We start from the raw sequence: 22,828 nt of genomic DNA, 5'->3' as shown, positions 1-22,828 counted from the left end.
CGTCGCCGGACCGCCGCACCGGGACGGCCGCACCGGGACCGCCGTCGCCGGCTCCGGAGAACCCTGTGGAACGGTGAACTCCTTTGTCAGCGGAGGTTGTTCAGCAGCGCTTGTTCAGCAGCGGTTCTTGCTCGTCTGGTAGCGCTTGAGGTAGTCGCTCCACCGGACGCCCTGGATGACGGAGACGACGGTCTGCCCGTCGTGTATCTGCTCGTAGTGCAGGTGCGGCGAGATGTCGTAGATCGCGGACGACTTGCCGACCTGGCCGATCCGCTGGCCCGCGCTGACGCGGTCGCCGCGCTGGACGGCGCGGGTCTTCAGGTGGGCGTACCGCGTGCGCCAGCCGTCCCCGTGCCCGATGACGATCGTGTTGCCGTACCCGGTGCTCGTGGAGTAGTACGAGGCGAGGACCTTGCCGCGGGCGCTGGCGAACACGCGCCGGCCGTAGTCGTCCGTGCCGCCGGCGGCGTTGTAGTGGTTCCAGTCGATGGAGTGGGCGGGACTGTGGCCGCGCCAGTTGCTGCCGAGCCATCTCTGGCCGCATTCGAAGGGCATTCTGAAGGACGGCCGTCCGCTCAGCGCGGCCTGTGACGAGGACTCCTCCTGCGTCGCAACGGCGATCGGAGCCGTGACCATGAGGGCTGCGACCGCACTCACGGCCGCCAGCCACCGGCGGAAATGCTTTGGCATGACGTTCTCCTTGTCGTCGGTTGACCGAGCGATTCAAGGAGCCGGGCATACAAACCGGATACATGCGGGCGGGTACGTGCGCGCGAGCGCCGTCGGGCGGGTCAGGGAGGCGAGCGGGGCGGCGCCGGAGGACGCCGCCCCGCCGCCGGCCCGGCCAGGCATCTGCCGGGCCCGGATGTTTCTGAGAAGGGGCCTCAGAAGGTGAACGGCCCAGGTGTCTGGGCCGAGGTGGCGGTGCAGTTAACCGTGATGGCGCCGAAGATGACCAGCTTCACCGACTTCGCCTCCATGACGTCGCCAGCAGCGACGGTCCCGTCCAGCGGTCCGGAGTTGACGTCGTCGCCGGCGGACATCGCGGGGTTGGACTTGCCGGTGAACGTCGCGGTGTCGCTGCCGTTCTTCGTCATGGTGAGGGTGGTCTCCACCGATCCGGCGGCCACGTCGATCGGTGCCTTCACGGCGGAGGACGAGAGCGTGATCGTGGCCGCGGTCCCGTCCTGTGTGGCGGTGAGCGTGGCCTCGCCGGAACCGGCGCTGCCGCAGTCGGCGGTCACGATGGCGGTCGTCGGGTCGACGGCGGACGCGGTCGGTGCGAACGCCAGGGCGCCCGCCGCCAGTGCCGCCGTACCCAGTGCTGCTGTCAGGGCTGATCTGCTGCGTCCCATGGGAAAGCCTTCCGTTGTGGGGGAGTTGCATGATCACCGCAGTCGTCGCGTCACGTCTGACGCTCGGGGACGGTGTGGGGGTGCGGTTGCGTGCCGCGGTCTCCGGGAGTGCGAACAGTCCGCGGCTCAGGCCGCACTCCGGGGGCGCCGCAGGGTCTGGCTCACGGCGGGTCCACGCGATGCTTATTGATGCGCCTGGCGCGGGCGGGCGCAAGGGTGCCTGAGGGGGCTCGGGGGTGTTCTGTGGCGGGTTTGAGCCATGGTGCCGGCTCCGCCGGTGCGGGCGGCCGCTCGGGCGGGTGTCCCGACCAGTCTCGAACCGGGTGCGGTGAACTCGCAGTTCCTGGGCGGCGAGGGCGCGGCGCGGGGGCGGCACGGATCTTGTCCTGTCCCGGGACGGCGGTCACTCGTGGACGGAAACCGGGCCGCCGTTCGCGGCGACGCCGTCGGCGCCGGAAGCCGGCTCCGGGGCGCCGGGGGCCGGCAGTTCGCATTTCTGCCTGCTCCCGGCTTGCTCCCGGCCTGGGCGGATGCCGCGCGGGCGTCCACGGTACGGCGGGGCTCTCGTGGGGCCGAAGGCGACCACCAACTGCCCTGCGCCCGGGGCGCGTTCAGATGGCTTGGAACACACCAATCACTACCGATCGGTAGCCGGATGTTTCCACTCCGGTCATGATGAGACGTGAACATGCCACGGGCTCCTCGTCGATCCGGCGACGGGCCGTTCCCTGCCGGTTCTGCGACCCAGGAGTGAACCCCCCATGCATGGACGCACATTGACAACGCGGATAGCGGTCTCCGTCGCCGGTGCGGCGGTCGCGACGGTGACGGCCGCGGGTGCGACGTCTGCGAGCGCCGCTTCCGCCCCGGCCGACTCGCAGGCCGCACACACGACTTCGGCCGCGCCGGTGCAGCAGCAAGCCGACCGCGGCGGCAGCGGCACGCGCGCGGACGTCGACTACGAGACCTGGAAGCGCGACGTGAGCGCGGTGACGGACGAAGCCCGCCCGTACCTCGAAGAACGCATCGCTAAAGGCGCCGGCGAGAAGATGGCGATCGTCCTCGACATCGACAACACCTCGCTGGAGACGCATTTCCACCCCATCTGGGAGTTGCCGACGCCTCCGGTCGAGCAGACGCTGGAGCTCGCCCGCTACGCGGACTCCCGCGGTGTGGACGTCTACTTCGTCACCGCCCGCCCGGGCATCATCCACTGGCTGACGAAGGACAATCTGGAGAAGACCGGATACCCGATCGACGGGCTCTACCTGCGCGACCTGCCGGACATCTTCGACGAGGTCAGCAAGTACAAGACCGCCAAGCGTGCCGAGATCGAGTCCAAGGGCTACAAGATCATCGCCAATATCGGCAACACCCCGACCGACATCGTGGGCGGGCACGCCGAGAAGACGTTCAAACTGCCGGACTACGACGGTGCGTTGGACTGAGATGCGGCACCGGTGACGGAACGGGGAGGGCGCCGTGCCTGACGTGGGCGCCGGTGCCGCAGGTCGCATAGGGTCGGTGGATGGCGAAGTACTTCGACGTGCACCCCGACAACCCGCAACCCCGCACCATCGGCGCTGTGGCCGCCAGTCTCCGCGACGGCGCCCTCATCGCGTACCCGACGGATTCCTGTTTCGCGCTGGGATGCCAGTTGGGAAGCCGCGACGGCATGGACCGGATCAGGTCGATCCGGAACCTCGACGACCGTCACCACTTCACCCTCGTGTGCCAGAACTTCGCGCAGCTCGGCCAGTTCGTGCACGTCGACAACGACGTGTTCCGTGCGATCAAGGCGGCCACGCCCGGCAGTTACACCTTCATCCTCCCCGCGACCAAGGAGGTGCCGCGCCGGCTGCTGCACCCGAAGAAGAAGACGGTCGGGGTCCGCATCCCCGACCACGCGGTCACTCAGGCGCTGCTCGCCGAGGTCGGCGAGCCGGTGCTCTCCAGCACGCTGCTCCTGCCCGACGAGGAAGAGCCGATGACGCAGGGCTGGGAGATCAAGGAACGGCTCGATCACGTGGTGGACGCGGTGATCGACTCGGGCGACTGCGGCACGGAGCCGACCACCGTCATCGACTTCTCCGGCGGCGGTGCCGAGATCGTGCGCAGGGGCGCGGGCGACGTCACACGCTTCGAGTAGCCGGCGGTGATTGCTGCGGAGCAGACCTCCAAAGCCCCCGCGGAGGAGAGCCCGGGCCCGCAGCACCGACGTGCGGGGGCGCCTCGGCCCGGCGCCCGCGCCGCGGAGGCAGAAGACAGGTGTACGGGCGGCCGGGGCCGGGCAGACGAATCCCCGGAGTATGTTTGTCGTCCGACAAGGGTCAGATCGGTGTGTGCCTTCGCAGCACGGTCCGGCGTGACACCCCGCGCACCGGCGCGCTTCCAGGAGCGGAGGCGTGCTCGGGGCACGTGGTGGGAGTGCCGGTGCCGGGTCCGACGTCCCTCTCGGAACTCGAAGGCGTGGGAATGAAGCTTTGAGACCGCATCGCATCAGGGGTCGCATCAGGGGTCGGTCAACCCGGGTCGGAGTGCCGCTGTGAAGGGTGAGAACCGCTCGTTGTCCGCACAGTCACGGGAACGCGGGTCGCAGGACGCGGCCAGGGAGGCCCGTGAGGTGCTCGAACTGCTCGAGGTGCTGTGGGAGCGGGGGCGTGAGGCGGTCTCCCCCTCGCCCGTCTCCGCCTCGCAGCTGAAGGTGCTCTACTGCCTGGAGCGTGACGAGGGGATGAACCTGCGCACGCTCGGCCAGACCCTGGGCTCCGCGGCGTCCTCCGTCAGCCGGCTGTGCGACCGTCTTCAGGCGCTGGGCTTCCTCGAGCGCACGCCCAGTCCGGTCAGCCGCCGGGAGCTCGAGCTGCACCTGACGCGTCAGGGGAGGGACTACCTGCGCGATCTGCGACGCCGGCGCGAGGAGGCGCTGACGGCGACGGTCGCCGCCATGACGCCGAGGGCCCGTGCGGCTCTCATGGAAGGCCTCAAGGGATTCCGGAACGCCGCGGAAGGTGCCCACCCCGAACTGGGACTGAGCGGCGGCGGGCAGGTGGAGAGCTCGGCCTGACCGCGGTCACGCCGTCGAGCCTCGCGCACCTTCCGCACCGTGTCGGTGGCGGTCAGTGCCCGTGCCCACCGTCGGCGGCTCCGCGTCCCTGCCAGTCGACGCAGAGCACCAGCGCGTCGTCGTCGAGCGGCGCGACTCCCCGGTAGTCGGAGAGATCACGGAGGACGGCCTGGGGCACCTGCTCCGCGGGCAGCAGCCGATTGGCGTTCAGTGCGCGTGTGAGGGAGCTCTCGCCGTAGTGTTCGCCGGTGCTCGAGACGGTGTTGTAGACGCCGTCGCTCGCGAAGAGGAGGCGGTCGCCCGGCCGTACGTCGAAGCGCTGGGCGACGTAGAGGGTGTCCTCGAACATCCCGAGGGGCAACTGGGCCTCGAAGTGGAGGGGTTCGACCTTGCCCTCCCTGACCCGCCAGGTGCGGGGTGAGCCCGCCTCGACGACTTCCACGCGCCCGGACAGCAGCTCGAAGCGGAGCAGCAGCATCGACACGTACGCCTGGCCGTCGTACCGGGCGTAGATGGCCTGGTCCGCGAGGCACGCCTGGTCGGCGAGGCCGAGGCCCGCACGGCGGGCGTTGCGCATCGCGTTGACGGCGAGGTTGGTGAGCAGGGCGGCTTCGATTCCCTCGCCCATGCCGTTTGTGATGGAGAGGGTGAGGTGGTCGGCGGAGGCGGACCAGTCGTAGTTGTCGCCGAAGATCGCGTACGCGGGTTCCAGGTGGGCGCCGAGGGCGAACTCGGACCGCCGGCACGAGCGCCCCGGCAGCAGTTGCCACTGCATCTCGGCGGCGAGGGTGAGCCGCGAGGCCCTTCGGGCCAGCAGATACATGTCCGTGTCGCGCTCGGCGACCATGATCTCGTGGCCGAGCGCCATGCTGAGCTGTTCCAGCTGGCCCAGCAGCGGCTTGATGTCGATGTGTTCGGGAAACACCACCGACAGCACGCCGACGCGGTCGCCGCGGACGCTCACCGCGAGGTGTGCCGTCAAGGTGTGGGCAGCCGGGTCGAGTTCGACCACCGGTTCCTGCGCGCCGAAGGCACGGCCCTGCGGGCTGTCGTGGATGGGCACCGGCTCGGTGGTGAACGGCACGGGCTCCACGGCCTGAAGTGTCCGTACCGCGTAGTCCGCCATGCGCAGCCGCACGTCGAGCGCGTCGTAGTGCTGCCGCATCGCCTTGGTGACGACGTCGGGCAGCTCGTGGGGAGCGGCGGCGCGCAGAGCGCGCTCGACCACAGCGAATCTGTCCACTTGTCCTGCTTCTTGCCATGCCGGGCACGAGGTGGCGGCTCGGCGCCGGTGAGCGCTTCGCCGGACGTGCTTGTCGTGGCCAGAGTACGCGACACCAAACCTTCACTTGTATGTCGAAGATGTGAACGAGATCACAGGTGGAACCTTTGCGTCCGAACTCCGGTGTGCCGCCGGGCGGGCGGGGTGCGGTCCGCCCTCGGGATGGCGTGCGTTGCTTGCACGGCGACAACTTTTCGTACAGGGGTGTGGTGCTCGGCCTCCATGGCAGGTAGAAAGATGCAGAACGACAACAGTTGCCGTACGGAGGCTTTTATGGGCAGCAGAACCGTGCCGCGGTGCAGAGCGGCGAATGCGAAGGCCGAAACCGGAACAGCTGGTGAGACCTGGCCCCCGCGGATCGACGACCCGCAGTCCGTCGCTCCTCAGGACGCGCGACGGCTGACGGCGGTCTTCTTCGGGCGGCTCCAGGAGCTCGAGGAAGGCACCGCCGACTACCAGTACGCGCGCAATACGCTGATCGAACTGAGCCTGCCCCTGGTCGGATTCGTCGCGAAGCGATTCCAGGACCGGGACGACCAGTACGAGGACATCCGCCAGGTCGGGACGATCGGGCTCATCAAGGCCATCGACCGGTTCGACCTGAGCCGGGAAGTCGAATTCTCGACCTTCGCGATTCCCTACATCGCCGGTGAGATCAAGCGCTTCTTCCGTGACACCACCTGGGCGGTGCACGTCCCGCGACGGCTTCAGGAACAGCGCATCGCCCTGGCGCGCGCCACCGACCGGCTTGAGGCCCGCCTTGGCCGTGCTCCGACTACGCAGGAACTGGCGGAGGCGATGGAGGTGTCCGTCGGCGAGGTCACCGAGGCTGTGATCGCCTCGAACGCCTACTCCACGCACTCCCTCAACCTCTCCAGCGAGGACGAGGGCGAGGCGAAGGAGGTCAACACCCTCCTGGGCCGCCTGGGCCGCCGGGACCCCGCCCTGGAGAAGGTCGAGAACCTCAACTCGCTCAAGCCGCTGCTGGCAGAACTCGAGGAGCGTGACCGCCGCATCCTCGAGATGCACTTCGGCGAGGAGCTCACGCAACAGCAGATCGGGGACGTTCTCGGTCTTTCCCAGATGCACGTCTCGCGCCTGCTGCGCAGGTGCCTCGGCGAGCTGCGCGCCGGCCTCACTCAGGGCTGAGAGGCCGGGCACGCCTGGCCGAGGGGCCCGGACGAGGTGCGGCGCAACCCGCCATGGCCTGAAGCGGCACCGTGTTTCGCGAAGAGGCCCCGGGGCCGACCGGATTTCCTGCGGGGGGCCGGTCGGCCGGGGCGGGACAGGAACCGTCAGGCGAGCCGGGCGATGGTGTGGGTGACGTGCTCCGTGAACGTGGACGGGCCGGCCTGCGGGCATTCGAAGGCGGCGGCACTCTCGGGCACGGGGTGATCGTCGAGCAGCCAGCCCAGACGGGTCAGCTGCTCCCGACGGGTTCACGCTCCCCGCCGGGGAAGAGGGAGAGCAGGTCGAAGCCGACCGTATCGGCACGCTCGCGCATGAGGGGATCGTCGAGCAACTGGTGTATGTCGTCGAACCGTTCGAGGGCGAAGCGGCTGCCTGCCGCCGAGAGGAGGCCGACCTCCGTGAAGAGGCGGACCTCGGCCTCGGGCGGCAGATACGGCAGCAGTCCCTCAGCCAGCCAGCCCTTCAGCCAGGCGGTCGGACGGGACGGGTGAACCCCCGGGTTTCCAGAGCGGCACCCCAGTCGTCCCGCAGGTCGACGGGCACCGGGCGGTGGTCGCAGCCGGGGGCGGCAGGCCCTATGTCGTCTCGGGGATCGTCCGCTGCGAACCCCGGGACGGATCGTCCACGCGGTCAGGAAGTCCTGCGGCGACGGCAGGGATTCGCGCCGCGCCAGCGTCCGCAAGGGGAGGACGAAGGGGATGCATCCCTGGAAGTGTCCGAGCCCTTCGGGGAAGTCCTGACGCGCGGCGGTCACCGCGAGCCACTGGACGAGCGTCGTCTTGCCCGAACCGGCCAGGCCCCGCAGGAGAATTCGCGTCTCGCGGGAGAACGCCGATTCGACCCGGCGCCGTCCACCGCCGACCAGATCGGCAGTGTCCGGCCCGAGGTCCACGCTGTGGTCCCGGGTGTGGTGGGGGACCAGTTCCAGACTGAGGTAGGCCGTATCCAGCGGCCACTCGGCATGGTCCTGTCGGCTGAAGTCCAGCCCGAAGATGGTCAAGCCGCTGTAGAGATCGACCACTTGGGCGGCGTAGCGTCGCTCGAACTCGGCGTGGGGATTGTGCTCGATACCTGAGAACTCGACGATGGTGGGCTCGTGGCCGGTGTGCTTCACCAACTCGTCCACGAACTTCGGGTCGTCGAAGAGCACTCGGCTGCGCACTGCCTCAAGGCGTCCGTGCTGCCAGCCGTGCGGGTCGGCCACCACCACGCCGATGATGTGGCCCTCTGCGAACAGTGCTGCGCCGGACATCCCCGCCCAGGGCGAGTCGCTGCCCTGTAGCGGAGTCGGTGCGGTGTGCGAGCTGTCGAGCACGTACCGGGCGCGGACCATTCGTGAGCCGGGCTTGAACGTGCCCACGATCTGTTCGGTGTCGAGTTCCTCGTCGTCGCGCTGCACATGCGGAAAGCCGATGGCCTGGCAGGACTCCATCGTCTCCAGCGCCTGCGGCATCCCCCACCGCACCGATGTCTGGTCCAGTTCGGCGGCTCGCTCGGGGGGAAGCAGTCCGGGCTTCTTGGCGAACAGCAGTGCCGCATCGCACTCACGGTCGTGTCGCGCCCACAACACCCGGCACTCGACCTCGCCGACACCGCCGAGCGCCGCGACCTTCACCTGGTACCGGTTCGTGACCAGGTGTCCGGCGGTGAGCACGAGGCGGGAGGTCAGCAGATAGCCGGAGCCCTGCCTGGTGCCCTGCACGACGGCGATCCGGAAGCGTTCCGGCCCTGTGGACTGCATCGTCACCTTCCCCGTGTCGCCCGGCTGCGCCGACCGCGCGGGAGGCGCGGTTCTTCGCGCAGCCGTCCGGCTCCGTCCCGTCGGGAGTCTGTGTCCCGGTTCGTCGTCGGTCAGACCGTAGGTCAACGAGCGACGGCTCGTCAGGGGTTCCACCTGCACGCTCGGGAGTTCCTGGAGCGTGTTCCACAGGGGGACCGGCGTCGATCGCAGGTAGTCCGGAACGGTCAAAGCCGATCAAGGATCGACGAAAATTCCCGGTTAACTCATGGCTCAACCCTTGCCAAGCAGAGTTAGTACGTGTTCGGATTAGTTTCGTCCAGACGCCCAGCGCCTGCCCATTTCCGCTGGTCAGAGCCTATGCGGTGGGTCGATTCCGGCCTGCGATCCCGACGTTCCGACGGCCGGTCCACGCGGTGAAGCGCCGCATGAAGGCCCCCAAAGCTGAAGCGAAGCCTCCTGGAGGAACATCCATGTTCGATCTGTCGTCCGTCGATCTGCTCGACGCGTTCACCCGTGAACTGGAGCTGTGCAAGGTGAAGAAGGACGAGCACGTCGTCGTCCTCGCCGAGCCCGACAGCCGCGGCGACTACGTCGCCGCGGCCTTCGGAGCCGCCAAGACCCTGGGCGCCCACGTCATCTCCGCGACCGTGCCCGGCGGCAGCGCCGCCCCGATGGACAGCACCCACACCGGCGCGGGCCCCGGCCTGCGTTCCGTGCTCGACGACACGGCAGCCCAGGACCTGCTGAAGTCGGCCGACCTGGTCGTCGACCTCACACAGGAGGGCTTCATCCACGCCCCCGTCCAGCAGGAGATCCTCAAGGCCGGCACCCGCATCATCTTCGTCTGCGACGCCCCCGACGTGCTGATACGCAATCTGCCGCAGGCGAGCGACAAGAAGCGCGTCCTTGAGGGGGCGGGTCTGCTCGAGCGCTCGGAGACCATGCGCGTGACCTCCGGCTCCGGTACGGATCTGACCGTGCAACTCAAGGGCTCCCACCCGGAGTTCCAGGTCGGCTTCGCCGACGACCCCGGCCGCTGGGACCACTGGCCGAGCACGATGGTGATGTGCTGGCCCGAGTTCTCCGACGGTCAACTGGTGCTGGCCGAGGGCGACATCCTGCTGCCCTTCAAGGAGTACGTCCGCGACCCCGTCACGCTGCACATCGCCGACGGGCACATCGAGAAGATCTCCGGAGGCGCCGAGGCGAAGCTCCTGGAGACCTTCTTCGACGACGCCGACGACCAGTGGGGCCGCAGCCTGTCCCACATGGGGTGGGGCCTGATGAAGACCGCCGACTGGTTCGCGACCGCCCTCTACGGCAAGAGCGACCTGATGGGCATGGACGCACGTGCCTTCGCCGGGAACTTCCTCTGGTCGACGGGGCCGCACCCCGTCCTGGGCCGCGAATCCTACGCACACGTGGACATCGCGATGCGCGGCTGCACCGTCTCCGTCGACGGCACGGACGTCGTCGTGGACGGCCGGCTCATCGAGCGCTGACCCTGCCGCACCGCCGGCCCGGGCCACAGATCTTCACGTTCACGCCTCGCCTTGGAGGAGCTTTGGCGCCCAGCCAGTCTTTCGAAGTCACCGTCGTCGGCGGTGGATTGGGCGGTCTGACCGCCGCGCTCGCCCTGCGCCACAGGGGCATCCGGGTCACCGTCCTCGAGCAGGCCCCCGAACTGGGAGAGGTGGGGGCCGGGATCCAGACGGCACCCAACGCCAGCCGCGTGCTGCTCGGACTCGGACTGCGCGGGCAGATGGAGGCCATCCACACCGAGCCGCAGGACCAGGTGCGGCGCAGGTGGAAGGACGGCAGCGTCGTCGGCCTGACCAGGCTGGGCCAGTTCTGCAAGGACAGGTACAACGCCCCGTACTGGCACTACCACCGCGCCGATCTGCACCGCGTGATCCTTGAGGCCTGCACGGATCCGGACGGTCCGGGCCCCGCGGTCACCCTCCACACCGACAAGAAGGTCACGGGCCTGGACCGCACGGACCCGCGGCGTCCCGCCGCGATCACCGGCGACGGCGGCCGGTACGAGGCCGACGCCCTGATCGGGGCGGACGGCATCCGCTCACGGGTGCGTGACGCGATGGGTGCCGACGACACCCTGGTCTTCTCCGGCGAGATGGCCTACCGGGCCCTCATCCCGGGAGACCTGATCGCCGCCGACCCGGCCACGAGGTGGCTGGTGGACCGCTACCAGAGCACCATCTGGTATGGACCCGACCGCCACCTCGTGCACTACATGATCCGCGGCGGCGAGTATCTGAACGTCGTCGCCTGTGTCCCCTGCACCGACGAGGTCGCCGAGAAGTGGGTGGCGCCCTCCAGCGCGCAGGAACTGGCGGAAGCCTTCCCCGGCTGGGACGACAGGGTCCCGGCCATGCTCTCCAAGGCGAAGGAGGACGTGACCTGCTTCGCGCTGTACTACCGGCGCCCCGACCCTGTGTGGATGGACGGCAACGTCGCGCTCCTGGGCGACGCGTGCCACGCCATGCTTCCCTACCAGGCGCAAGGCGCCTCGCAGGCCATGGAGGACGCGGCCGTACTCGCGGAGGAACTGGGCGCCGTCACCGCCGACGGCATCCGCGGCGCGCTGCGCCGCTACGTGGACCGGCGGGCCAAGCACGCCGGCATGGTGCAGCAGGCCTCACTGCGGAACAAGACCTTCTACCACTACCCCGACGGACCCGAGCAGAGGCAGCGCGACGAGAAGCTGAAACGCTTCGACGGGGAGTCCGACGTCTCCTACGACTGGCTGTGGAGCGGCACACCGCTCAACGACCCCGACCTGGGGGACTTTTCCTACCAATTCTCCCGGTGAGCCGCGCGGGCGCGTCGATGCGACGTCCCCGCTGACCGGCGAGCGAACCGGCGTCGGCGTCGCCCTTTCCGGCGACGCGCCCCAGCCCATCACCGAACCGTGGAGCGAACCGTGAAGACAGGCGATCAGATAGTCCAGGAACTCCCATGGAAATGGGGTGTCCAGGGCAGGATTTTCATCATCGGTGGCCTCGGCTACCTGTTCGACGCGTGGGACATCGCGCTCAACGGCTTCCTCATGCCACTGCTGTCCAAGGACTTCGGCCTCACCGTCGGAGAGAGCGGTCTCGTCGCGACGGCCAACCTGGTCGGCATGGCGGTCGGAGCCGTCGTCTGGGGTGCCATCGCCGACCGCATCGGCCGTCGCAGGGCCTTCAGCGCGACGCTGCTGATATTCGCGCTGTTCTCCGTGCTCGGAGCGCTCTCGCCCGACTACTCGGTCTTCCTCGTGCTGCGTTTCCTCGCGGGCGTCGGCCTGGGCGGATGCATCCCCGTGGACTACGCCCTGGTCAGTGAGTTCTCACCGAGGAAGCACCGCGGCCGTATCCTCACCGCGCTCGACCTGTGGTGGCCGGTCGGCGTCACCCTGTGCGGCCTGACGGCGACCATGATGGTGCCGCTGCCCGGCAACTGGCGCTGGATGCTCGCGACCATGGTCATGCCCGCGCTGTTGCTCTTCTGGGTGCGCCGCGGCGTGCCCGAGTCCCCGATCTACCTCACCCGGGTCGGCCGGGAGGCCGAGGCACGTGAGGTCATCGACACTCTCGTCGCCCGCACGGGAGCCCTGCCCGAGCCGTACGAGATCCCCGCGCCCGCGGCTGGTGACGGCTCCGACCGGCCCAGGGGCGTGCGCGCCGGCGTCGAGCAGTTCCGGCGGCTGTGGAAGTACAACCCCCGCATCACCTCGGTCTCCTGGCTGCTGTTCATCACGATCATGCTGGTGTACTACGCGGCCCTGACCTGGATGCCGTCGATCCTCAAGGACGAGGGCTACAACGACACCGCGTCCTTCATGGGGCCCACCCTGATGAGCGGCGTCGGCATCATCGGCGTCCTCGTGTCGACCTGGCTCGTCGACATCGTCGGCCGCAAGTGGATCATCGGCGTCGCCGCGCCGGTCTCGACGGCGGCGCTCGTGGCCTTCGCGATGGTGCTGAAGGTGGAGACCGCGGCAATGGTGGCGATCGCCGCCTTCGGCTTCCTCATCCAGCTGACCATCCCCGTCCTCTACGCCTACGCCGCCGAGCTGTACCCGACGACGCTGCGCGCCAGCGGCTTCGGCTGGGCCTCGTCGGTCAGCCGGATCAGCACCGGATTCGCCCCGATGCTGTTCGGGTCGCTGATGTGGCCGCTGCTCGGGCTGCCGATGACCTTCGCGGTGCTCGGCGTGATCGTCGTCCTCGCCGTGATCTGGATGGCCTTCGGGGCCCCCGAGACCAAGGGCAAGGACCTCGACGACATCGATGACACCGGCGGGACCGGCGGCGCCGGTGACGGGGCGGCGAACGAGACGGTGACCGTTCCACCGCCGGCCGAGAAGACGCCCGTGAAGGGCTGAAGCCGTCCTGCGGGCACGGGCGCACGGCCCCGATGGCACCCCTGGCACCTGTGCCCGCAGGACTTCTCCCCGGACCGGCGTGCCCCGTCCGCTTCCCCGCGGCCGGCGCGCACACCGCAGGCCGGAACGCCGCCGCAGGACGCAGCAGGAGAGGAGTGAGATGAAGCCCGCCGCATTCACCTACCACCGTGCGCGCGACGTCGACGGCGCAGCGCGTCTGCTCGCCGAACTCGGGGACGAAGCGAAGATCATCGCGGGAGGCCAGAGCCTCGTGGCGATGATGAACTTCCGCCTGGCACGGCCGGAACACCTCGTCGACATCGGCGGGCTCGACGGACTCGACGGGATCCGCACCGACGCCGACGGCACTCTCCACATCGGGGCGCTCGCCACACACCACGCGGTGGAGACCGCACCGCCCGACGCCCTGGGGCCCGGCTTCGCCGTCGTGCGGGAGGCCATGCGCTGGATCGGGCATCTGCCGATCCGCACCCGCGGAACCGTCGGCGGCAGCCTCGCGCACGCCGACTCCACCGCCGAATGGTGCCTGCTAGCGGTGCTCCTGGACGCCGAGTTGGTGGCCCGCGGTCCTTCGGGGGAGCGGCGCATACCGGCAGGTGACTTCTTCCAGGGTTACTACACGACCGCCCTGGCGCCCGACGAGATCCTCGTCGAAGTGGTGTTCCCGCGGCCCGCCCCCCATGCCGCGCTCACCGAATTCGCCGAGCGGCGCGGCGACTTCGCCGTCGTCGCCGCGGCCGTCGACCTCCGGCTCGACGGGGACGGTCGGAGCGTCGGCGGGGGCCGCGTCGCGCTGGGCGGTGTCGCCGCGCGGCCGGTGCGGATCCCGGAAGCGGAGGCGGTGCTCGAACAGGGAGGCCCGGCCGGGCCCGAACTCTTCGCCGAGTGCGCCGAGTCGGCGGCCGCCGTGGCCCGGCCCCCCGCCGACGCGAACGGCAGCGCACGCCACCGGCGCAGGCTCATCCGCACCCTTGTGGCACGCGCGTGCGAGGAGGCGACGTCCCGATGACGCAGGAACACCGCCGGCAGGGCGGCACGGACGACCGGAACGGCCTGGACGGTCCGGGCAGCGTGCACGGCCGGGACAAACCGGGCGACGGCCGCGCCAACACCCGCCGCCGGGACGGCGCGTGGATCGGCGCCTCCGTCGGACGCCGCGAGGACCCCCGGCTGCTCAGCGGCCGCGGATGCTTCACCGACGACCTGGAGGTGCCGGGCACGCTGCACGCGCAGTTCGTGCGCAGCACCGTCGCCCACGCCACAGTCACCTCCCTCGACCTGTCCGCCGTGCGGCAAGTGCCGGGCGTCGTCGCGGCGTTCGACGCCGCTGACCTCCAGCTGGCCGACATCACGGCGCGGCTGGGCCGTCCGCTCACCGAGTTCGTGCCCACCGGCATGCCCGTGCTGGCGCGTGAGCGCGTCCGCTACATGGGGGAGCCGCTGGCGGTCGTCGTCGCACGCGACCCGTACGCGGCCGAGGACGGCATCGAGGCGGCGAAGGTCACCTACGACATGCTGCCCCCGGTCCTCGACGAGGAGACGGCTCTCGCCCCCGGCGCTCCGCTCGTGCACGCCGAGGCGAGCGCCAACACCCTGCTCGACGTCTCGATGTTCGCCACCGACGGCATCGACGAGGTCTTCGAGGAAGCCCCCTGCGTCGTCCGCGTGGACACCCGGACGGGACGGCAGAACGCCCTGCCCCTGGAGACCCGGGGCGTCCTCGCCGGCTGGGACGACCGGGAGGAGCAGCTGCTGCTGCGCACTTCCACGCAGGTGCCGCACCAGGTTCGTACAACTGCCGCACGCTGCCTGGGACTCGACGACCGGGCCGTCCGCGTCGTCGTGCCCGACATGGGTGGCGGCTTCGGTCTGAAGTGCGTCGTCGGACGCGAGGAGATCGCGGTGGGTGCGGCCGCCCTGCGCCTGGGACGGCCGGTGAAGTGGATCGAGGACCGCAAGGACGCCCTCAGCGCTTCCTTCCTCGCGCGCGAACAGCACTACGACGTACGGGCCGCCTTCGACGGCGACGGGCGGATCCTCGCGCTGGACGCCGCGATCGTCTGCGACATGGGTGCCTACTCCTGCTATCCCTTCACCGCCGGCATCGAACCGCTCATGGCCTCGGCCGAGATGCCGGGCGTCTACAAGGTCCCCGCCTACCGCGTGAATGCGCGGGCCGTGACGACCAACAAGGCGCCCACGGCGCCCTACCGGGGCGTGAGCCGTCCGCAGTACGTGATGGTCGTGGAGCGGCTCTTCGAGCGTGCCGCCCGCGAACTGGGCCTGGCGGCAACGGAGATACGCCGCCGCAACCTGATCACGCAGTTCCCCTACACCGGCGTCAACAACGTGACCTACGACCCGGGCTCGTACCTGGAGTCGCTGAACCTGTGCGAGAGCGTGCTGACGGAGGAGGGCTGGTACGCCGTCAAGGAGGAGGCCGCCGCCGAGGGCCGTCACATCGGCATCGGCTACTCCTGCTTCAGCGAGCGCACCGGCTACGGTTCGGCCGCCTTCGCGCAGCGCAAGATGGAGGTCGTCCCCGGCTTCGACATCTCCGAGGTGCGGATGGACACCAGCGGCGCACTCGTCGTCACCACCGGCACGATGAGCCACGGTCAGAGCCACGAGACGACGATGGCGCAGATCGCCGCCGACGAACTCGGCCTCGACATCGCGCACGTGCGCATCCACCAGGGCGACACCGACCGCATCACCTACGGCTGGGGCACCTTCGCCAGCCGGTCCATCGCCGTCGGCGGCAGCGCCGTGCGGCTGGCGGCCGGCAAGCTCGGCGAGAAGCTGAAGACGATCGCCGCCTCGATGCTCGAAGTGCCCGCCGAGGAACTGGAGCTGGGTGAAGGACTGGTCGTCCATCCCGCTACGGGCGGCTCGGTGACCTACGGCGACGTCGCCGACATCGCCTACCTCAAGTCGCATCTGCTGCCCAAGGGCGTCGAACCGGGGCTGACGGCGACCGCCACCTTCGACGTCTTCAACGACGGCACGTTCTCCAACGCCACCCACGGCGTCGTCGTCGAACTCCGCGAGGGCACCGGCCAGGTGGAGATCCTGCGGTACGTCTGCGTCGAGGACTGCGGAGTGGCCATCAATCCGAAGGTCGTGGAGGGCCAGGCCAGGGGAGGCATAGCGCAGGGCATCGCCGGGGCGCTGTTCGAGCAGGTCACCTACGACGCGCAGGGCGCACCCTCCGCGGTCAGCTTCATGGAGTACAAGGTCCCCACCGCCCTGGAGATCCCCGAGGTGAGCATCCACCACCTCGAGACACCGTGCGCGTTCACCGAGACCGGCGCGAAAGGCGTGGGGGAGGGCGGCACGATCGGCGCTCCCGCCGCCGTGCTCAACGCCGTCAACGACGCCCTGGTCCCCACGGGCGTCGAGCTGAACGACACTCCCATCACGCCCGAGACGGTGGCCGACGCACTCGAGGCCTCACCGGCGCGAGCACTGGAGCACACCTCATGACGCAACCCGCACACGCACCGCGCGACCCGCGGCACCAGCAGCTGATCACCCTGCATGTCAACGGCGAGACGTACGAACTGCTCACGGAGGCCCGCCGCACCCTCGTCGACGTGCTCCGTCACGACCTGCGTCTGACAGGCACCCACGTCGGCTGCGAACACGGGATCTGCGGCGCCTGCACGGTGCTGCTCGACGGTCGACCGGTGCGCGCCTGCCTGATGTTCGCCGCGCAGGCCGAGGACCGGGAGATCCGCACCGTCGAATCGCTCTCGGACGGACGCGAACTCAGCGACCTGCAACGGGCGTTCAGCGAACACCACGGCCTGCAGTGCGGATTCTGCACGCCCGGGTTCCTGATGCTCGCCGAGGGCTTCCTGGCCGAGCGGCCACGGGCGACGAAGGAGGAGATACGCGAGGTCGTCGCCTCCAACCTGTGCCGATGCACCGGCTACCAGACGATCGTCGAGGCGATCGACGACTGCGCCGCGCGGCGCCGCGTCGCATTCCAGCGGCGACTCGACGGGACACGGCCGGACGGGACACACCCGCACGACGCACGCCCCGGCGGCACCGAAGAGCACAAGCGGCACGAGGAGCACGAGGAGGTTCCATGCGGATCGACAACGCGGTCCCGGTGAAGGCGTCACCCGAGGAGGTGTTCGCCCTCGTCAACGACGTGGAGCGCGTCGCCGGCTGCATGCCGGGAGCCACGCTGGAGGGCCGGGACGGTGACGCCTGGACGGGCCGGGTGAAGGTGAAGGTCGGCCCCATCACGGCGGCCTACTCCGGCACCGTGCGGTTCCTGGAGGTCGACGAGGAGAAACGGCGACTGCGCGTCCAGGCACGCGGCGCCGACACCCACGGCAGCGGCGACGCCGAGGCGGAGGTCGCCCTGGAGGTCGCTGCGGCCCCGGAGGGCGCCGAACTGCGGATGACGACGGACCTCGTCATCCGCGGAAAGATCGCCCAGTTCGGCAAGGGCGCGGTCGCAGCCGTCTCGGACAGGATTCTCCAGCAGTTCGCGGCGAACCTCGGAAGCCTGCTCGACCAGGAGCGCCGCGGAACGGCCCCGGCCCCGGCGGGAGACGGCACGGGCAGCGACAGGCAGCCGGCTCGTGCGGGGGAGAACAGTGCGGCGCTCGCCGCACAGGCCGGTAGCGCCGATACCGAACTCAACGGCCTCGCGGTGCTTCTGGGGCCGGCGGCGGCCAAGTACGCCCCGGTCGTCGGAGCGTTCGCGTTCGGCCTCTTCGAGGGATGGCTTCTCAGCCGGGCATTCGGCGGCGGAAGAAGCCGGTGCGGCGCGGCGGCGAGGAGGTTCCGGTGAGCGGAGAGCCGTCCGTGCAGACCGGCCGCTACGGCGAGGAGACCGACCGCACGTACGAGCGGGCCGGCTTCGGCGCCCCGGTGCGGCGCGGCAGCAGCCCCGCCCTCGTCGTCGTCGACCTCACCTGCGGATTCACCGAGGACTCCTACCCTTCCGGTTCCGACCTGACCGAGGTGGTCGAGGCCACCGCGACGCTGGTCGACGCGGCGCGCGCCGCCGGCGTCCCGGTGATCTGGACAGCGATCGCCTATACCAGGGCCGAGGCGGAAGGCCGATCGGTGACCTGGCTGGAGAAGGCGCCCGGCATGCGGGCCCTCGCCGAAGGCAGCCGGGCCGTCGCGCTCGACCCGAGACTGCCGTGCCGGCCGGAGGACCAACTCGTCGTCAAGAAGGGCGCGTCGGCGTTCTTCGGCACCTCGCTGGCCGCCACGCTCGTCGCCCTCGGCTGCGACACCGTGCTGGTCTGCGGTGCCACCACCAGCGGATGCGTACGGGCCACCGCGGTGGACGCCGTGCAGTCCGGGTTTCCCGTGCTGGTGCCGCAGGAGTGCGCGGGCGACCGGGCCGAAGGACCGCACGACGCAGCGCTCTTCGACATCCAGGCCAAGTACGGCGACGTCGTGCCGCTCGAAGACGCCCTCGCCTACCTCGGCAGGCTGCCCGGGCCTGCCGTCTCCCGCCGCCCGTCCGGTTGACAGGCTGGCAGGCTGACCTGCGGCGAGCGCCGTGGAAGAGCCGCAGAACGCCGCATTCCCCCTGCCCCCTCCCGCGCCCCGAGTCCCGTCCCGTCCAGTACCACTCGACCGAGGAAGCACCATGCCTGACCGGTTCATCACCCAGCCCGCCCTCGCCGACCTCGCCGACGTGCCGGCCCGCAGCCGCTGGGTGCGCTCCGGTCCGCTGCGGCTGCACGCCCTCGACTACGGCGACGACCTCGAGGGCGGACGTGTGCCGATGCTGCTGCTGCCTGGTATCACCAGCCCCGCCGTCACGATGGACTTCGTCGCACGCAGGCTGACCGACCTCGTACGCCCGATCGTCCCCGACATCCGCGGAAGGGGACTCTCCGACGACGGGGACGACTACTCGCTCAAGGCCTACGCCGAGGACACCGAAGCCTGGATCACCGGACTCGGCCTCGAACGCCCGGTGGTGGCCGGGCATTCCATGGGTGCCCGCATCGCGGCGGTCACGGCTGTGCACGCGAAGGTGCCGCTCCTCGGCACCGTCCTGGTCGACCCGCCGATGAGCGGCCCCGGAAGGGAGCCGTACCCGACGACGCTGTCCGCCTTCCTCGGTCAGCTGGAGCAGGCGCGGCGCGGCACCGACGCCGACGAGGTGGCCAGGGCATGGCCCCGCTGGCCACGCCGCGAGCAGGAGCTGCGCGCCCGTTGGCTCTCCAGCTGCGGTGAGGAGGCGCTGCGCGCCACGCACCACGGCTTCGAGAACGAGGACTTCTTCGACTGGTGGCCGTCGGTGCCCACACCCACGGCGCTCCTCCACGGAGAGGACAGCCCGGTCGTCACCCCGGCCGGCGTGGAGGAGGCGACCCTCAAGCATCCGCAGGCACGCCTGGCCGGAATCCCCGGCGCCGGGCACATGGTCTTCTGGGACGCACCGGACGCCGCCCTGGAGGCCCTGCGTGAGGCGCTGCGCGCCATGTTGGCGTGAACAGGACGGTGCGAAGACGGGGCGCGGGAGGCGCGGAACACGCAATGACGCCGCCGTGCTTTAGTGGGCCCATGGCTGACAAGACCTCACCGGCCTCGGGTACGGCTGCCCCGCCCGCGGCGTTGCTCGCCGCGCCCGGTTACCAGGTGCGCCGTCTCTACCAGGCATACCTCGCGGCATGGGTGCGCAGCGTCGATCCGACCCTGACAGGCCCGCAGTTCGCCGTACTCACCGCCGTCGATGCCGCGCCCGGACATGACCAGAGCGCCATGGCGTCGGCGGTGGCGCTGGACACCTCGACGATGGCGGACGTCGCCCGGCGCCTGGAGAAGCGCGGATTGATAGTGCGCCGTACGGCAGCCGACGACGGACGCCGCAAGCTTCTCTTTCTCACCGAGGACGGGGAGAGGGCGCTGCGGGAGGCCGACGGCCGGGCGCGGGCCCTGGACGAACGCCTGCTGGAGAACTACGGATCCGGGGCGGAGCGCAGCCGGTTGATGCGGGAGCTCACGGAGCTCGCCGACCACTGGGAAGGGCTGTCCGGGGAGTCCTGAGCGGGCTCGGGGAGTCCGAACGGTCCGTGCCGGGTCGGGCGGGCCCGGTCGGCAGGGGCCGGGAGCCGTCCCGGGCAGGAAGTGAACCGTACGGGGCGTGGCATCCCCCGCTGTCGGCGGGAGATGCCTGCACAAATAGTACGTGTTCGGATTAATTCTGTGCGCGGCCACCTCCGGGTCGCCGCCGGAAAGACGGGAGCCTCCCATGGCGGACCACCACATCGGCATGATCGTTCCGAGTTCCAACCTGACGATGGAGACCGAACTGCCCCGCATGCTGCGGGCCCGCGAGGAGGCGGTGCCGGGGGAACGGTTCGTCTTCCACAGCAGCCGGATGCGGATGCAGAAGGTGACCCCCGAGCAACTGAAGGAGATGAACGCGCAGACAGAGCGCGCCTCCCTCGAACTCGCCGACGCCCGGCCGGACGTCGTCGCCACCGCGTGCCTGGTGGCGATCATGGCTCAGGGGCCGGGCCATCACTGCACGGCCGAGGACGAGATCAGCGCGGTCCTCAAGGAGCAGGGTGCGGAGGTTCCGGTCGTCTCCAGCGCCGGTGCGCTGCTGAGCGGGATCGAGGCGCTCGGCGCGAAGCGCGTGGCCGTCATCACCCCCTACATGAAGCCGCTCACCGAGACCGTCGTGAACTACATCGAGGACGCCGGCACCGAAGTCGTCGACTCGCTGAGCCTGGAGGTTCCGGACAACCTGGCCGTCGCCCGTCTCGACCCGTCGGCGCTGCGGGAGCACTGGCGGCGTCTCGACCTCGCCCGGGCCGATGCGATCGTGCTGTCCGCGTGCGTGCAGATGCCGTCGCTGCCGTCCGTGCAGTACGTGGAGGACGCCTCGGGCCTGCCGGTGCTGACGGCGGCGACCGCCACGGCGTACCGCATCCTGAGCGAACTCGGGCTCGACCCCTCGGTCCCGGACGCCGGGGCGCTGCTCCGCGGCGGGCGCTGAGCGCCGGAGAGGGCGGTGCGGGTGGTCGGGGGGCGGCCGCTCCGGGCCGGGAGGGCGGACGGCGTAGCCGTGCGGCAGGTCGGGTCGTGCCGGGCAACTGCTCCTTGCGGCAGGGCAGTTGTACGGGCACCGGCGGGCCGGCCGTGAGTCTGCACCGGCGCCGTCCCTCCGTCAGGGACGGCCGGTGATCTGGCACTCCTCCCGCGTCCACTCCCGGGCACGCTCGGAGAGAGTGATCCCGAGGCCGGGGCGGAACGGCACGTGCATACGTCCGTCGCCGATCTCCAGTCGCTCGTTGAACAGCGGTTCCAGCCAGTCGAAGTGCTCCACCCATGGCTCGTACGGATAGGCAGCCGCGAGATGGAGGTGGATCTCCATGGCGAAGTGCGGTGCGAGCTGGAGATGCCGGTGCTCGGCGAGGGCGGCGACCGTGAGGAACTGGGTGATGCCGCCGATGCGCGGCGCGTCCGGCTGGATCACGTCCGCCGCGCCGGCGCGTATCAACTCCCGGTGCTCGGCGACGGACGCCAGCATTTCGCCGGTGGCGACCGGGGTGTCCAGGGCGGCCGCGAGGGCCGCGTGACCCTCGGAGTCGTAGGCGTCGAGGGGCTCTTCGAGCCAGACCAGTCCGAAGTCCTCAAGGGCACGGCCCATGCGACGGGCCGTGGGCCGGTCCCACTGCTGGTTGGCGTCGGCCATGAGTGGTACGTCGTCCCCCAACTCCTCGCGTGCGGCGGTCAGTCGCCGCAAGTCCTCCTTGTGGTCGGGATGGCCCACCTTGATCTTGACTCCGCCCATCCCGCGGGCGAGGGAAGCGGAGGCGTTGCTCAGGAGGTCTTCGACAGGGGTGTGCAGAAACCCGCCCGAGGTGTTGTAACAGCGCACGGAATCGCGGTGGGCGCCGAGGAGTTTGGCCAGCGGCAGACCGGCACGTTTGGCCTTCAGGTCCCACAGGGCGACGTCGAAAGCGGCGACGGCCTGCGTGGCGAGGCCGCTTCGTCCCACGGAAGCACCCGCCCACACGAGCTTCGTCCAGAGCCGGCCGATGTCGCTGGGGTCCTCGCCGATCAGCTCGGGCGCCACCTCGCGGGCATGGGCGTACTGCCCCGGGCCGCCCGCGCGCTTGGAGTAGGTGAAGCCGATGCCCTCGTGACCGTTCTCCGTCGTGATCTCGGCGAAGAGGAGAGCCACTTCGGTCATCGGCCGCTGGCGTCCGGTGAGTACCTTCGCGTCACTGACCGGTGTGGCGAGCGGAAGGCGGACGGAGGAGAGCTTGATCCCGCGGATCCTGTCGGGCGCCGCTTCGTCCGCCCGGGGCGCGGCCTGCGGGCCGCTGTGCGTCGTGTTCACAGCTGCGTCCTGGTGTCGGGAAATCCTGGTGTCGGGTGTGCGACGGGGCGGGGGCGCGTCTGGGGCGGGGCGGGTCGGGGTTTCACGGTCGCGCACAGGCGGCCGCACGCCCGTCCGGCAACCGGCCCGTGCAACCGGCCCGTCCGGCAACCCGTCAACTCCGCCTGGCCACAACCATAATCGGCATTCCTGTACGTGGACAGAGTTCTTCTGTGCAGATGCCCTCGTCCGCGGAGCGGAGCCGGTTGGAGTCGGCCGTCGCGCCGTGTCCGGGCACGAGGTTGACGGTTGCAGTGGCACTCCCGCGTGTGAGTGCACGGGCAACCTGCCGACTTGCCGTTGTCGGCGCCCAACTCCGTACACATACAGCAGCGTGCAGCGTTCACGATGCTGAACCGTTGGGGGACTCCGGCTCTCGGGGGTCTCGTGGTCTCC

Annotated in this window: 19 protein-coding genes and 1 pseudogene; 15 read left to right on the top strand and 5 right to left on the bottom strand. The window is 70.1% G+C overall.

Going from position 1 to position 22,828, the window contains the following annotated elements; all coding sequences use genetic code 11:
* Nucleotides 1-114: 114 nt before the first annotated feature.
* Nucleotides 115-690, bottom strand: a complete 576-nt coding sequence (locus EV375_RS28255; protein ID WP_130302737.1) for a M23 family metallopeptidase — start codon at nt 688-690, stop codon at nt 115-117.
* Between the two features lie 194 nt (nt 691-884).
* On the bottom strand, nt 885-1,355 hold the full coding sequence (locus EV375_RS28250) for a hypothetical protein (RefSeq protein WP_130302736.1): 471 nt from the start codon (nt 1,353-1,355) through the stop codon (nt 885-887).
* 761 nt (nt 1,356-2,116) lie between these two features.
* Between EV375_RS28250 and EV375_RS28245 the strand changes: the two genes are divergently transcribed.
* The 3 genes from EV375_RS28245 (at nt 2,117) to EV375_RS28235 (ending at nt 4,422) form a co-directional block, all read left to right on the top strand.
* Nucleotides 2,117-2,803, top strand: coding sequence for an HAD family acid phosphatase (locus EV375_RS28245; protein WP_130302735.1), 687 nt, complete (start codon nt 2,117-2,119; stop codon nt 2,801-2,803).
* An 80-nt stretch (nt 2,804-2,883) separates the two neighbouring features.
* Nucleotides 2,884-3,504 (top strand): L-threonylcarbamoyladenylate synthase, encoded by a 621-nt coding sequence (locus EV375_RS28240; protein WP_130302734.1) that lies wholly within the window; start codon nt 2,884-2,886, stop codon nt 3,502-3,504.
* A 417-nt stretch (nt 3,505-3,921) separates the two neighbouring features.
* The gene (locus EV375_RS28235) at nt 3,922-4,422 is read left to right on the top strand and encodes a MarR family transcriptional regulator (RefSeq protein WP_130302733.1); all 501 of its coding nucleotides are present in this window, start codon (nt 3,922-3,924) and stop codon (nt 4,420-4,422) included.
* Between the two features lie 52 nt (nt 4,423-4,474).
* On the opposite strand, the gene EV375_RS28230 is transcribed toward EV375_RS28235, so the two are convergent.
* The gene (locus EV375_RS28230) at nt 4,475-5,665 is read right to left on the bottom strand and encodes a PP2C family protein-serine/threonine phosphatase (RefSeq protein ID WP_207228494.1); all 1,191 of its coding nucleotides are present in this window, start codon (nt 5,663-5,665) and stop codon (nt 4,475-4,477) included.
* Nucleotides 5,666-5,977: 312 nt separating this feature from the next.
* On the opposite strand from EV375_RS28230, the gene EV375_RS28225 reads away from it, so the two are divergent.
* Nucleotides 5,978-6,853 carry a SigB/SigF/SigG family RNA polymerase sigma factor gene (locus tag EV375_RS28225; protein WP_130302732.1) on the top strand — a complete coding sequence of 292 codons (876 nt, stop codon included), beginning with the start codon at nt 5,978-5,980 and terminating at the stop codon, nt 6,851-6,853.
* 271 nt (nt 6,854-7,124) lie between these two features.
* Here the strand turns inward: EV375_RS28225 and EV375_RS28220 are convergent, their stop codons facing one another.
* The gene (locus EV375_RS28220; protein WP_130302731.1) at nt 7,125-8,636 is read right to left on the bottom strand and encodes an NACHT domain-containing protein; all 1,512 of its coding nucleotides are present in this window, start codon (nt 8,634-8,636) and stop codon (nt 7,125-7,127) included.
* A gap of 470 nt (nt 8,637-9,106) precedes the next feature.
* Here EV375_RS28220 and EV375_RS28215 point away from each other — a divergent pair, with 470 nt between their 5' ends.
* The 11 genes and pseudogenes from EV375_RS28215 (at nt 9,107) to EV375_RS28165 (ending at nt 21,043) form a co-directional block, all read left to right on the top strand.
* Nucleotides 9,107-10,138, top strand: a complete 1,032-nt coding sequence (locus EV375_RS28215) for a 2,5-dihydroxypyridine 5,6-dioxygenase NicX family protein (protein WP_130302730.1) — start codon at nt 9,107-9,109, stop codon at nt 10,136-10,138.
* 62 nt (nt 10,139-10,200) lie between these two features.
* Nucleotides 10,201-11,469 (top strand): FAD-dependent monooxygenase, encoded by a 1,269-nt coding sequence (locus tag EV375_RS28210; RefSeq protein ID WP_130302729.1) that lies wholly within the window; start codon nt 10,201-10,203, stop codon nt 11,467-11,469.
* Between the two features lie 111 nt (nt 11,470-11,580).
* A complete protein-coding gene (locus EV375_RS28205; protein WP_130302728.1) occupies nt 11,581-13,026 on the top strand; it encodes an MFS transporter in 1,446 nt (481 codons plus the stop codon).
* Between the two features lie 160 nt (nt 13,027-13,186).
* The gene (locus EV375_RS28200; protein WP_130302727.1) at nt 13,187-14,056 is read left to right on the top strand and encodes an FAD binding domain-containing protein; all 870 of its coding nucleotides are present in this window, start codon (nt 13,187-13,189) and stop codon (nt 14,054-14,056) included.
* Nucleotides 14,053-16,533, top strand: a complete 2,481-nt coding sequence (locus EV375_RS28195; RefSeq protein ID WP_130302726.1) for a xanthine dehydrogenase family protein molybdopterin-binding subunit — start codon at nt 14,053-14,055, stop codon at nt 16,531-16,533. The genes EV375_RS28200 and EV375_RS28195 overlap by 4 nt, the downstream gene beginning before the upstream one ends.
* Nucleotides 16,530-17,036: pseudogene (locus tag EV375_RS28190) on the top strand ((2Fe-2S)-binding protein); the annotation flags it as partial. The gene EV375_RS28195 and the pseudogene EV375_RS28190, both read left to right, overlap by 4 nt.
* 107 nt (nt 17,037-17,143) lie before the next feature.
* Complete coding sequence (locus EV375_RS28185; RefSeq protein WP_130302724.1) at nt 17,144-17,860, top strand: SRPBCC family protein; 717 nt, start codon at nt 17,144-17,146, stop codon at nt 17,858-17,860.
* Nucleotides 17,857-18,555 carry a cysteine hydrolase family protein gene (locus EV375_RS28180; RefSeq protein ID WP_486588847.1) on the top strand — a complete coding sequence of 233 codons (699 nt, stop codon included), beginning with the start codon at nt 17,857-17,859 and terminating at the stop codon, nt 18,553-18,555. The genes EV375_RS28185 and EV375_RS28180 overlap by 4 nt, the downstream gene beginning before the upstream one ends.
* 121 nt (nt 18,556-18,676) lie before the next feature.
* The gene (locus EV375_RS28175) at nt 18,677-19,531 is read left to right on the top strand and encodes an alpha/beta fold hydrolase (protein ID WP_130302722.1); all 855 of its coding nucleotides are present in this window, start codon (nt 18,677-18,679) and stop codon (nt 19,529-19,531) included.
* 71 nt (nt 19,532-19,602) lie between these two features.
* Nucleotides 19,603-20,085: a MarR family winged helix-turn-helix transcriptional regulator gene (locus EV375_RS28170; protein WP_130302721.1), complete on the top strand. Its 483-nt coding sequence runs from the start codon at nt 19,603-19,605 to the stop codon at nt 20,083-20,085.
* Nucleotides 20,086-20,290: 205 nt separating this feature from the next.
* Nucleotides 20,291-21,043, top strand: coding sequence for an aspartate racemase/maleate isomerase family protein (locus EV375_RS28165; protein WP_130302720.1), 753 nt, complete (start codon nt 20,291-20,293; stop codon nt 21,041-21,043).
* Between the two features lie 171 nt (nt 21,044-21,214).
* Here the strand turns inward: EV375_RS28165 and EV375_RS28160 are convergent, their stop codons facing one another.
* Nucleotides 21,215-22,393 carry an L-talarate/galactarate dehydratase gene (locus EV375_RS28160; protein ID WP_130302719.1) on the bottom strand — a complete coding sequence of 393 codons (1,179 nt, stop codon included), beginning with the start codon at nt 22,391-22,393 and terminating at the stop codon, nt 21,215-21,217.
* Between the last annotated feature and the right edge of the window lie 435 nt (nt 22,394-22,828).

The sequence above is a fragment of the Streptomyces sp. CNZ301 genome, assembly GCF_004217425.1.
The sequence above is the reverse complement of the archived record's forward strand: the minus strand, read 5'-3'. Positions and strand labels throughout refer to the sequence as shown.

What these genes read in the sequence shown, in the direction of transcription:
- EV375_RS28255 (WP_130302737.1), bottom strand. Translation starts at nt 690, where the DNA reads ATGCCAAAGCATTTCCGCCGGTGGCTGGCGGCCGTGAGTGCGGTCGCA.
- EV375_RS28250 (WP_130302736.1), bottom strand. Translation starts at nt 1,355, where the DNA reads ATGGGACGCAGCAGATCAGCCCTGACAGCAGCACTGGGTACGGCGGCA.
- EV375_RS28245 (WP_130302735.1), top strand. Translation starts at nt 2,117, where the DNA reads ATGCATGGACGCACATTGACAACGCGGATAGCGGTCTCCGTCGCCGGT.
- EV375_RS28240 (WP_130302734.1), top strand. Translation starts at nt 2,884, where the DNA reads ATGGCGAAGTACTTCGACGTGCACCCCGACAACCCGCAACCCCGCACC.
- EV375_RS28225 (WP_130302732.1), top strand. Translation starts at nt 5,978, where the DNA reads ATGGGCAGCAGAACCGTGCCGCGGTGCAGAGCGGCGAATGCGAAGGCC.
- EV375_RS28220 (WP_130302731.1), bottom strand. Translation starts at nt 8,636, where the DNA reads ATGCAGTCCACAGGGCCGGAACGCTTCCGGATCGCCGTCGTGCAGGGC.
- EV375_RS28215 (WP_130302730.1), top strand. Translation starts at nt 9,107, where the DNA reads ATGTTCGATCTGTCGTCCGTCGATCTGCTCGACGCGTTCACCCGTGAA.
- EV375_RS28200 (WP_130302727.1), top strand. Translation starts at nt 13,187, where the DNA reads ATGAAGCCCGCCGCATTCACCTACCACCGTGCGCGCGACGTCGACGGC.
- EV375_RS28195 (WP_130302726.1), top strand. Translation starts at nt 14,053, where the DNA reads ATGACGCAGGAACACCGCCGGCAGGGCGGCACGGACGACCGGAACGGC.
- EV375_RS28185 (WP_130302724.1), top strand. Translation starts at nt 17,144, where the DNA reads ATGCGGATCGACAACGCGGTCCCGGTGAAGGCGTCACCCGAGGAGGTG.
- EV375_RS28175 (WP_130302722.1), top strand. Translation starts at nt 18,677, where the DNA reads ATGCCTGACCGGTTCATCACCCAGCCCGCCCTCGCCGACCTCGCCGAC.
- EV375_RS28170 (WP_130302721.1), top strand. Translation starts at nt 19,603, where the DNA reads ATGGCTGACAAGACCTCACCGGCCTCGGGTACGGCTGCCCCGCCCGCG.
- EV375_RS28165 (WP_130302720.1), top strand. Translation starts at nt 20,291, where the DNA reads ATGGCGGACCACCACATCGGCATGATCGTTCCGAGTTCCAACCTGACG.